This window comes from Helicobacter sp. T3_23-1056 (assembly GCF_053654535.1).
The window spans coordinates 1-9,574 of sequence record NZ_JBSIUU010000042.1; the positions used below are offsets into that span (position 1 = coordinate 1).

General features: G+C 38.3%; 9 protein-coding genes. 5 read left to right on the plus strand and 4 right to left on the minus strand.

Features of this window, described 5'->3' with window-relative positions:
- The coding region (locus ACWIUO_RS12920) for a PDC sensor domain-containing protein (RefSeq protein WP_454178302.1) at positions 1–1,521 on the minus strand (1,521 nt) is incomplete at its 3' end.
- 535 nt (positions 1,522–2,056) lie between these two features.
- Here ACWIUO_RS12920 and ACWIUO_RS12925 point away from each other — a divergent pair.
- Genes ACWIUO_RS12925 through ACWIUO_RS12945 form a run of 5 tightly spaced genes read left to right on the plus strand, consistent with a single transcriptional unit; the run spans position 2,057 to position 6,078 of the window.
- Positions 2,057–2,677, plus strand: a complete 621-nt coding sequence (locus ACWIUO_RS12925; protein WP_454178303.1) for an NUDIX domain-containing protein — start codon at positions 2,057–2,059, stop codon at positions 2,675–2,677.
- Positions 2,678–2,720: 43 nt separating this feature from the next.
- Positions 2,721–3,686: a plasminogen-binding N-terminal domain-containing protein gene (locus tag ACWIUO_RS12930; protein ID WP_454178304.1), complete on the plus strand. Its 966-nt coding sequence runs from the start codon at positions 2,721–2,723 to the stop codon at positions 3,684–3,686.
- A 53-nt stretch (positions 3,687–3,739) separates the two neighbouring features.
- The gene (locus ACWIUO_RS12935) at positions 3,740–4,807 is read left to right on the plus strand and encodes an MnmC family methyltransferase (RefSeq protein WP_454178305.1); all 1,068 of its coding nucleotides are present in this window, start codon (positions 3,740–3,742) and stop codon (positions 4,805–4,807) included.
- A gap of 42 nt (positions 4,808–4,849) precedes the next feature.
- Positions 4,850–5,821 (plus strand): methionyl-tRNA formyltransferase, encoded by a 972-nt coding sequence (gene fmt / locus ACWIUO_RS12940; RefSeq protein WP_454178306.1) that lies wholly within the window; start codon positions 4,850–4,852, stop codon positions 5,819–5,821.
- A gap of 17 nt (positions 5,822–5,838) precedes the next feature.
- Complete coding sequence (locus tag ACWIUO_RS12945; RefSeq protein WP_454178307.1) at positions 5,839–6,078, plus strand: hypothetical protein; 240 nt, start codon at positions 5,839–5,841, stop codon at positions 6,076–6,078.
- A gap of 45 nt (positions 6,079–6,123) precedes the next feature.
- On the opposite strand, the gene ACWIUO_RS12950 is transcribed toward ACWIUO_RS12945, so the two are convergent.
- From ACWIUO_RS12950 to ACWIUO_RS12960, 3 genes are all read right to left on the minus strand, one after another.
- Positions 6,124–8,133, minus strand: coding sequence for an ATP-dependent DNA helicase RecG (locus ACWIUO_RS12950; protein ID WP_454178308.1), 2,010 nt, complete (start codon positions 8,131–8,133; stop codon positions 6,124–6,126).
- 62 nt (positions 8,134–8,195) lie between these two features.
- Positions 8,196–8,762 carry a D-sedoheptulose 7-phosphate isomerase gene (gmhA, locus tag ACWIUO_RS12955; RefSeq protein WP_454178309.1) on the minus strand — a complete coding sequence of 189 codons (567 nt, stop codon included), beginning with the start codon at positions 8,760–8,762 and terminating at the stop codon, positions 8,196–8,198.
- A 591-nt stretch (positions 8,763–9,353) separates the two neighbouring features.
- A partial coding sequence (locus tag ACWIUO_RS12960; protein ID WP_454178310.1) for a hypothetical protein occupies positions 9,354–9,574 on the minus strand: 221 nt, incomplete at its 5' end.

Below are 9,574 nucleotides of genomic sequence, written 5' to 3' on the forward strand. Positions count from 1 at the left end.
GGTGGTAAAATCTAGCTTTGTGTAGCTATCAAATACGCGGTTTATTTCGTTTAGGTCTTTGCCGATTGCTGTGTTTAGTAGCTCTAGTAGGCTATTTACAGAATCTTTGAGAGCGTTTAGTTGAGGATTGCTACCTTTTAGGGTGATAGTCCTATCGGCTTTGCCGCTTGATTGGATATAGCTGATGACTTCTAGGGATTCTTTGACTAGGGCTGCGTCCTTATCGACACTGATTTGAGATTTTTGTATGTTTTCATTGATGATTTGCCCCATTTTGCCTAGCTCATCTTGGGCGCGGATTTTTATGGTATGGACTTCATTGCCTTCGTGGTTAATGTATTTAAAAAATGTGTCAAGCGCATTTAGGATAATCGGCAAGCGCATAGCGACATTTTTCTTAACAAATATAAACGACACTACCATAATGATAGCAAGCACAACCACAGAGACAAAAACGATAAGTTTGATTAGGTTATAAAGTGGCTCTAGCACCATTTTTTTGGGTGCGCTAACTACGATAGAATACGAAGAGCCATCTTTATTTTTAAAAGAACTAACGCTAATATAACTATCTACGCCACCTAAAGTTTTATAGTCATCAAATACTCTATCTTGGGCATTTTTTATCGTGTCATAGACTTTTTGGACTTTTGGGGAAGAGTTTAGCTCGTAGTAGTTTTTTAGCACGATGTTAGGATTGGTATGCACGGTAATAATGCCACCATTTGTTACTAGCATTTTATCTTCGCCTGCAAAATTTTTCTTTTCAGGGTCAAGCAAGTAGCTACTTAAGATTTTGCTATCGATGATAAAACCTATCACGCCTATGACTTTTTTGCTTTTATCAAAGATAGGTGCGGCGATATTTATCCCTACTAAATTGTTATCTATGTTTATGCTTTTTGGCTCGCCAAAAATGACTAAATCTTTGCCATAAGTGGATTTTAGGGCTTTTTGCACGCTTTGGAGGGCGGGGATAGAGCTACTTGCTTTTAGTAGTTTCATACCGCCAAATTTTTTCAAATCTCCATCTTGATAGGATTTTGTAAAGTTGCTTTTTTGGGAGCTAGACATATTCATAACTTCGCCTATGTCGTCTTTATACAGCATTACAAAATCTCCATTTTCGCTGGTAAAATTGGAGTTTTTAGCGCGAAAATTGCTAGGCGGATTGGTAAGATAAACATATCCATAAGTGGCGTAAGAAATGTTGTCTAGCGCGTTTGTGAGGGTGTCTTCAAAGATAGTGGGGTCAATATCGCCATAAGAGATAAGCCCTAAAATATCTTCTAGATTTTGCGCGGAGGCAGAGAGCAAGGAGCTAGATTCGCCAAAAGCATTTTCTACAAAATCCGCATTTCTAGCAGAAGCATTGGTGATGACTGCTTCGGCATTGTTTTTCATCGTTTCACTTAATCGCACAGAGATGATAAACACAAGAGATACAATCCCTAGCGTAACGATAATGGAAATGAACGAGACGATTTTGGTCCCAATGGATAGATTTGAGAAAAACTTCATAACAAGTCCTTTTGTTAAGATTTTGTTAAAAACCTAATATCGTCTTAGTGTGGTAAATTTACATAAAAAATGCGAATAAATTTGTATAAATAGATTTTTAGTAAAAATATCTTTAACTTAACGGGTGGATTTTAGGTGTGATTTGCAATGGTGATTTTGCAAGATTTTTGCAAGCATATTTTTTTCAAGCAAGATTTTGCAAAATTTTGCGAGTTTTTTTTTGCAAGATGTTGCAAGCGTGATTTTTGTGCTAGATTTTTATCTTGCGTTTTTGCATAATTTTTAAAAAATAGATTTTAGATTTTGCCCTGCGCAAAAAGTGTAAAAATAAAAGCGACTATGTGGTGATAAGTGCTAAAAATTAAAGGGAAATTAAGAGAAAAATTACTAAAATACGCATTTTTTACTTTTATAAATTTTAGATTTTAAGCCATTTTTATGCAAAGTTTTTTAGCGATTTTTTTTATCATTTTTTTACAAGATTTTAAGTATCCACCAAAATTTACTTTTTAAAAACCTATTTCAAGGAGTTTTTATGTCTGCTTCATATTTTATCACGCCACCTCAAGCCACGCCCCTTATCAGTGATTTGCGTCAGGGAGAATGCAAAGATTCCCGTTTTATCAAACCTTTGCGATTGCATTACAAGCAAGATAATGAAGAAAAAAAATGGGATATTATCCATTCACACGATAGTGTATCGATTTTGCTTTATGAGCGGGATTTGGAAGCGTTTGTCATCGTAAAACAATTTCGCCCCGCCGTGTATATGCGAAATCATAATGGCTACATTTATGAGCTTTGCGCGGGGCTTGTAGATAAGCCAAAAAAAAGCCTAGAGCAAATCGCCGTAGAAGAAGTTTTTGAAGAATGCGGATATGAAATCCCCACAAATCGTTTGCAATTTGTCAATAGTTTTTATAATTCTGTGGGCATAAGTGGGGCAAGGCAGACGGTCTATCTAGCAGAAGTAAGCAAAGAGGACAAACACGCGCTAGGTGGCGGGACTGAGGGCGAAAAAATCGAAGTGCTTTATCTAAAAGCGAGCGAGGCATTAGAATTTGTGCGCGATGAGGACTATGATAAAACCCCTTCGCTAGCGTTTGGAATCAACTACTTTTTTTATCAATATCGCCCTAGCACAAAACGCAAGTAGCAAAAAATCATAAGCATAAATCTCATAAAAAGGAATCAAAACTATGCAAAATCAGCAAAATCATTATCATACATTGCTTTTATCCCAAAATCTAATTTGTTTTAGAAATCTATGTTTGGGATTTTTTCTTTTTTCTGCGTGTGTTTTGTGTGCTAGCGGTGCTAATGCTACTAAAACATTGCGACATTTAGACGAGCTTCAAAACATCACAAAAGTAACCATTTCTGCGATAGATGAGAAAAATAATATCATAGAATTTGCCGCTAATGGACGCAGGGTGGGGGAGAGTGGCTTTGTGTGGCATAATTATGATGAAAATTATGCAAGCATCATTGCTAATGCCACCATTATCGAGATAGAATCTAGCGAGCTAGAATCTAATGAGGACAAATCTAATAATGGGGATTCTAGCCCAAATAACAACCAAAATAACAACAAAAAAAACAATAATGTCATCAAAAATAGTGGTAAAGAAAATGGTGGCAAAAATGCCATAGCACGGGCAAAAATATCGCCTGCAACCTTGCTAGAGCAACGATATTTGCCAAGCCCTACCAATAAACCTGAAATAGGCGATGAAGTGCATTTTGGCACGCTAAATAGCCAAGCCTTTATCATCGCCCCTACGCTAGAGACTTATGATGAGATTCGCGCTAGCTACCCATCTATGCAGTTTTTAAATTCGGATTTAATGGTGGGTTATCTTTTTGATAGAAGCAAATTTGACCCCAAACCAAAAGTGATAAGCAAATCTTGCGCGGTGTATAGCGTGGGGCTTTTGTTTTTGGTTACGCGCGATAGGCTATCTGTGCTTGATTGTGAGAGTTTGGTGGTGCTAGATAGCATAGATTTTGACACAAGTGGCGTGGGACAGAGTGTCGCGCCATTTTTTTCACGCGTGCAATACGCCGCAAGTGGCTCGCTAGATTCTACGCTTAAACGCAAGCATTCAAAGCAATATTTTGAATATTATGAGGGATTATTAAAAGAGGGGAAAAATTTTAAATAGCAAAATTGTGGCGTTATAATTTGTGGCGTTATTTGGCATTTCAAAGGTAGATTTTGCATAAATTGATAATGAGCAATGATGGCTCGCTAAGTGCTTTTAATGCTGATTTTGGGGAGTGCTATTCATCAATGAGTGAGGGTGCGCTAGGCGAAAAGATGACAAAGCATATTTTGCCTGCATTGTTGTTTTTAGAATCCAAATGGCAATCTAAACTAGATTCTAGGCTAAAATCTAGCTTAGAATCTAGCCCAAAATCTAGTTTAGATTTTAGCGATTTATCAAAAAAAGGGCTACTAGAATCTAGCGATTTTTATCACGCAAAGGCTAGTTTAGAGGATATTTGGATTTTAGATATTTGCTTTGGGCTAGGGTATAATGCGTTTTTAAGTGCTTTTGCGTTTGAGTGTTTATCGCAAAAATATCAAAAACATTTTTCACAAAATCATAATGCAAGTAGCCATAAAAATCAAACCCCAAATCCCTCAAAAAACCCCAAAATCCATATCATTTCTTTAGAAAATGATAAAACCACGCTAGATTTATCGCGTGAAATTTTTTGCCTAGAATCTAGTGCGTGGGAAAATCTAGAATGTGGCAAAGCTACGCAAATCACGCCAAATGTAAAAATGCAAATATTGTGGGGGGAAGCGTGTGAAATGCTAGAAAAAATAGATTTTGGGGAAATGGATTTGAGGCGGGAGGTTTTTAGAAAAAATGATTTAAAAAAGAGTGATTTTGGTTGTTTTGATATAGTGTTTCAAGACCCTTTTAGCTTTGGCAAAAATCCTACGCTTTGGAGTTTGGAGCATTTTAGAAAGATTTTTAATCTAACAAAAAATGAGTGCATTATCACTTCATACACCACGAGGTGCGAAGTGCTAGAAATGGCAAAAAAAGCGGGGTTTGTATCGCGCAAGATAAATCCTAACAAAATCAATACGAAAATCTTAGCTTTTGTGCTTTTGCAAAATCAATCGCTTTTAAGGCAAGATTTTCAAGCGCATTTGCAAAAAGCCCTAAAAAATACATTTGATTTTGAAGCGTTGTTTAGTCGTATCAAAAAGCGTAGGCAATCTAGCGTTTTTAGCAAAAACGAAAGTGATTTAACAATATTTGCATAAAATGAGCGCGATTTATAAAAAAATCTACCAAAAAGGAATCGTATGAAAATCATATTTATGGGGACGCCACTTTTTGCAAGCATTGCGTTTGATAGTTTGTGTGAAGGTTTTGGCAAATGCGATGCAAAAGAGAAAATAAACCAAAAATGTGAGATTTTGCGCGTGGTTACCCAAGCGGATAAACCTGTGGGACGCAAGGGCATAATCACCCCTCCACCGATGAAGCAAAAAGCCTTAGAGCAGGGCATAGAAGTGCTTCAGCCAGATAGGCTAGATGCTGCGTTTGCAAAGATTTTGCGCGATTTAGAGCCAGATTTTATCGTGGTGGTGGCGTATGGTAAAATCCTGCCAAAAGAGATTTTAGAAATTGCGCCCTGTATCAATTTGCACGCCTCTATATTGCCAAAATATCGCGGTGCAAGCCCGATTCAGCAGATGATTTTAAGCGATGATAGTGAGTATGGCATAAGCATAATGCGTATGGAAGAGGGGCTTGATAGTGGGGGGATTTTAAGCGTTAAAAAAATCCCTAGAAATGATGAAAATTATGTGGATTTAAGTGCTAGATTGGCTCGCAATGGCGGGGTAGAGCTTGCTAGGGTGCTAATAGATTTTAGAAATATTACGCCAATTTTGCAAGATGAGAGGGAGGCTAGCTATTGTCAAAAATTGCGCAAAAATGACGGAGAAGTGCGGTTTATAGACGCACAAAAAATCTATAAAAAATCGCTTGCTTTTATGCCTTGGCCTAGTGTGTTTTTGCCAAATGGGATAAAACTTTTTGGGATAAAAGTGGTGGAGAAAATGTCTTGTGAAAAAAGCGATATTTTAGGCAAAAATGGCGCAAAAAAAGCGGGGGAGATTTTGTCTATATCCCCTGTGATAGTGGCGTGCGAAAATGGCGCAGTAGAGATAGATGAGCTACAAGCCCCTAGCAAAAACAAAATGCGCGCAAGTGAGTTTCTAACATCTCGTGCAATCAACATTGGGGATAATTTATTAGAAATCATTTAGTTAGATTTTTTGCGGAATTGTTTTGGAAATTTGTAAGCGGATTTTTGTCGGTGGATTTTGCAAGCGGATTTTTTGTCGGTGGATTTTGTGGATTTGTCGCCCAAAAAAAACAAACAAAAAACAAGCAAAATCTTTTTAAGCGGATTTTATTTTGTAGATTTTGCTTAATAAAATCTCAAAATCTACCTCAAATAATCAACAAAATCTATCCCAAACAAACCAAATACCCCAAAAAATATCGTGGCAAAAACAATTAAAAGCCCTAAAAAAAAGCTTTAAAAAACGCTAATTTTTCATAAAATCTACATAGATTCTAGCTCTTTCATCACTCGTGTTAAGATATTTTCATCGTGGGCTAAATCCGCATAGACTAGGTTTTCCCCGCTTTGTTTATCCCCGCTTAGCAAATCCCCGCTTTTGCGATACGCCAAATCAAGCCTAGCGATTTCAAACCCGCTACTTTGCTTAGCAAAATCTTTTAGCCTTTCGTTATTTCCACCGCTTTGATTCCCGCTGCTTTGCGTGTATAAAAAGCAATAGCCTTTTAAGCCATTGCGGCTCACTCGCCCGCGTAGCTGATGAAGTGTGGCTAGCCCTAGTCGCTCTGGCGCGATTATGACTATGGTAGAGAGATTTGGCAAAGAGATGCCCACTTCTATGAGCGTGGTGGCAAGCAAGATTTTGCCATCTTTTGCAAAGGCTTCTAGCACTTCTTGCTTGTCTTTGTCCTGCCCAGAGGTTACATACACTCCGCTAAACCGCTCCTGCCAAAACCCCGCCCCCTCGCTAAGCGATAGATAATCGATTGCTTCGCTTTGCTCCACAAGCGGGTATATGATAGCGACTTGATGATTTTTGGCTACTTCGTTTTTTATATGTGCCAAAAGTTCCCTAAAATCGCTACGCGAAATAATGCTAGTGGTAATGTCTTTTTTGAAAGGCAACTCATCAATAATGCTTAAATCTATCATTTTGGATTCTAGCATAGCCATAGTGCGCGGTATGGGCGTGGCTGAAAACTGCAAAATATGAGGCTTGCTAGGGGCGTTAGCAGAAGCGTTGGCAGAAGTTTTAGCAGAATCGTTGATTTGTTTTGATTCGCTAGATTTTATATCAAATGCCACGCTAGAATCTTTCAAATCTTTAGAATCTTTTTTTGCTCCACCGCTTGCTAGCTTTTCTAGTGCGTAGCGTTGCTTTGTGCCAAATCTATGTTGCTCATCACTCATAACCAACGCAAAATCCTCCCCCTCAATGTCTCGATAAAGCAACGCTTGCGTGCCGATGATAAAGTCATATTCTTGCTTAAATAACCTCTCTTGTTTTGTGGATTTTGCTTTTTTTGTGTCGGCAGAATCGCTTTTTGATTCTTTGATAAATTCCTTAGAATCAGCCGTGATAAGCCCTATGCGCACAAAGCTAGGTAGATAGAGCTTTGCCTGCTCATAGAGCTGTTTTGCCAAAATCGTGGTAGGTGCCATAAGTAGAGATTTTTGCGGATAGGCTATCATCACGCTTGCCAAAATTACCATTGTCTTGCCACAGCCCACATCACCCATCACAAGCCGTCTGCACGCTTTGCCACTACCAAAATCCTGCGCGATTTGGGCTATCACTCTAGTTTGCGCGCCTGTGAGCGAAAAAGGCAGAGAGGCTACAAACTCGCTATAATCGCCCTTGCAAATGTATTTTGCATTAAAATCGCTTCTTTTTTTGCTAAGCCTTAATGCGTAGTAAAATAATTCTACAAATTTTAATGCTTCTAAATGTTTGCCATTAAAGCCTTTATGTGCGACAAAGTCGGCATAAAAATCCTCATTTGGATAAAAAATCTCTAAAATGCTTTGGATAATGTCATTTGGAAGGTGTAGTTTAGCTAGATTTTCGTGGGTAATGTAGCGTTTGACTAAATCGTGGATAGAAGTGGATTTGTATTTGCCTACTTTAAATGTGGGCACAATCTCGCCATAAGATTTTATGATTTTAGGCTGGATAATGCTAGGATTTCCGCTATTTAGTCGCAATTTTCCTTGAATGATGGCTTCTTGTCCAAGTGCGAAAAGGGATTTGTGATAGGGCTTTGGATAGAAAAACACAAGCTCTATCATCGCATTTAGATTTTTGCAAAATCCGTAGAATTTATATGCTTTTGGGTGATAGCGCGAATCCGTGATTTCTAAGCAAAGTGCGCCCTCCGCCCCATCGCGCAGTGAGGTGATAGGCATCGTGTTTTGGTAGGATTTTGGCGGAGTCAAAACTAGCTCATACAAAGAGCCAAAGCCAAAATCTGCTAGGTTTTTAGATTCTCCCATTTTGTGTTGTTTTGGTTAGATTTTTGCGTTGTGTCGCTTTGTCGCGCAAGTCTAAAAAAGCGTCAATAATCTAGCTCGATAAGCCCGCATAGCGCGTGTATGACTAAAATATGAGCTTCTTGGATTCTAGGTGTGTTATCGCTTGGGATTACTAGGTTTATATCGCTCAAATCGCTCATTTTCCCTCCGCCTTTGCCACTTAGCCCCACGCATTTGCACCCTATGCTTTTGCCACTCTCAAAGGCTTTTAGCACATTTGCAGAATTTCCACTTGTGCTGATTCCAAATAGCACATCGCCTTTTTTTGCGATAGCCTCTACCTGCCTAGAAAACACTACTTCAAACCCATAGTCATTGCCTATGGCGGTAAGGGCTGAAGTGTCCGTGCTTATAGCGATTCCCGCTAGGGCTTTGCGCTCTTTTTTGTATCGTCCGCTTAGCTCTGCGGCAAAATGCTGTGCATCAGCTGCACTCCCACCATTTCCAAAAGCGATTAGCTTGCCACCATTTTGCAGGGAATCTGTGATTAGTTTTGCTACTTTTATTATGCTAGATTCTAGGGATTTGCTTGCTTCTAGCGTGGCGATAGACTCGCTTATCTCGTTTTTTATAAAATCTATTGCTTGCATTTTGACTCCTTTTTATTCTTAGATTTTGTTTGCAAATGTCGCTTTTTGTGTGTTTTTTTTGGGGGCATAGAATTTTATTTTTTGTTTTAAAAATCATAGTGCTAGAATTTTAAATAAGATTATTAAATATGCTTAATATTTCATTATAAAAGTTTGTGTTAAAAAATTGGCTTTGCAAATTTGCAAATTTAAAAGTTTGCAAGTTTGCAAGTTTGCAAGTTTGAAAAAAATGTTGTAAGTAATGTTTTAAGCAATATTGTAAATAATGTTGCAAGAATATTGCAAGCAATATCGTAAATAATGTTGCAAGAATGCCTCAAAAATAGTTTTTGTCGTAACATCTTTTTTTTGGGAGCGCAAGATTTTGACTTTTTATTTTTTATATTGAGCGAATTTGGGTAAATTTGGGCGAATGAAGTTGGCAAAGTATCCAAATATTTGCGCAAAAGTGTATCGCGTTGCAAAGTTGGGTTATTTGGAGTTTTTGCATTGCGTTATGATTTATGCTTGCATTTTGGGCACTTCGCTTGCGCTTAAAGTTATGGCAAAGTATGACAAATTTTTGCTGTCATTGCGAGAATCTAGGCTTTTTTAAAAAAGGTTAGAATCGTAGCACAAGCCCACAGCTACGAAGTAGCGATTCAGCACACAAGCGCAAGTGGTGGCAGTTGCGAAAGCAAAAACCACCCTCCCATCGTCATTGCGAACAATTAGATTTTGCATTTTTGCAAAATCTAATGCGTGGCAATCCGCACCACACGCCGTCATTATAATCATTGATTCTGCCTTCGTCATTGCGAGCAAGTGAAACG

What these genes read in the sequence shown, in the direction of transcription:
- ACWIUO_RS12930 (WP_454178304.1), top strand. Translation starts at nt 2,721, where the DNA reads ATGCAAAATCAGCAAAATCATTATCATACATTGCTTTTATCCCAAAAT.
- gmhA (WP_454178309.1), bottom strand. Translation starts at nt 8,762, where the DNA reads ATGCAAGCAATAGATTTTATAAAAAACGAGATAAGCGAGTCTATCGCC.
- ACWIUO_RS12925 (WP_454178303.1), top strand. Translation starts at nt 2,057, where the DNA reads ATGTCTGCTTCATATTTTATCACGCCACCTCAAGCCACGCCCCTTATC.
- ACWIUO_RS12950 (WP_454178308.1), bottom strand. Translation starts at nt 8,133, where the DNA reads ATGGGAGAATCTAAAAACCTAGCAGATTTTGGCTTTGGCTCTTTGTAT.
- fmt (WP_454178306.1), top strand. Translation starts at nt 4,850, where the DNA reads ATGAAAATCATATTTATGGGGACGCCACTTTTTGCAAGCATTGCGTTT.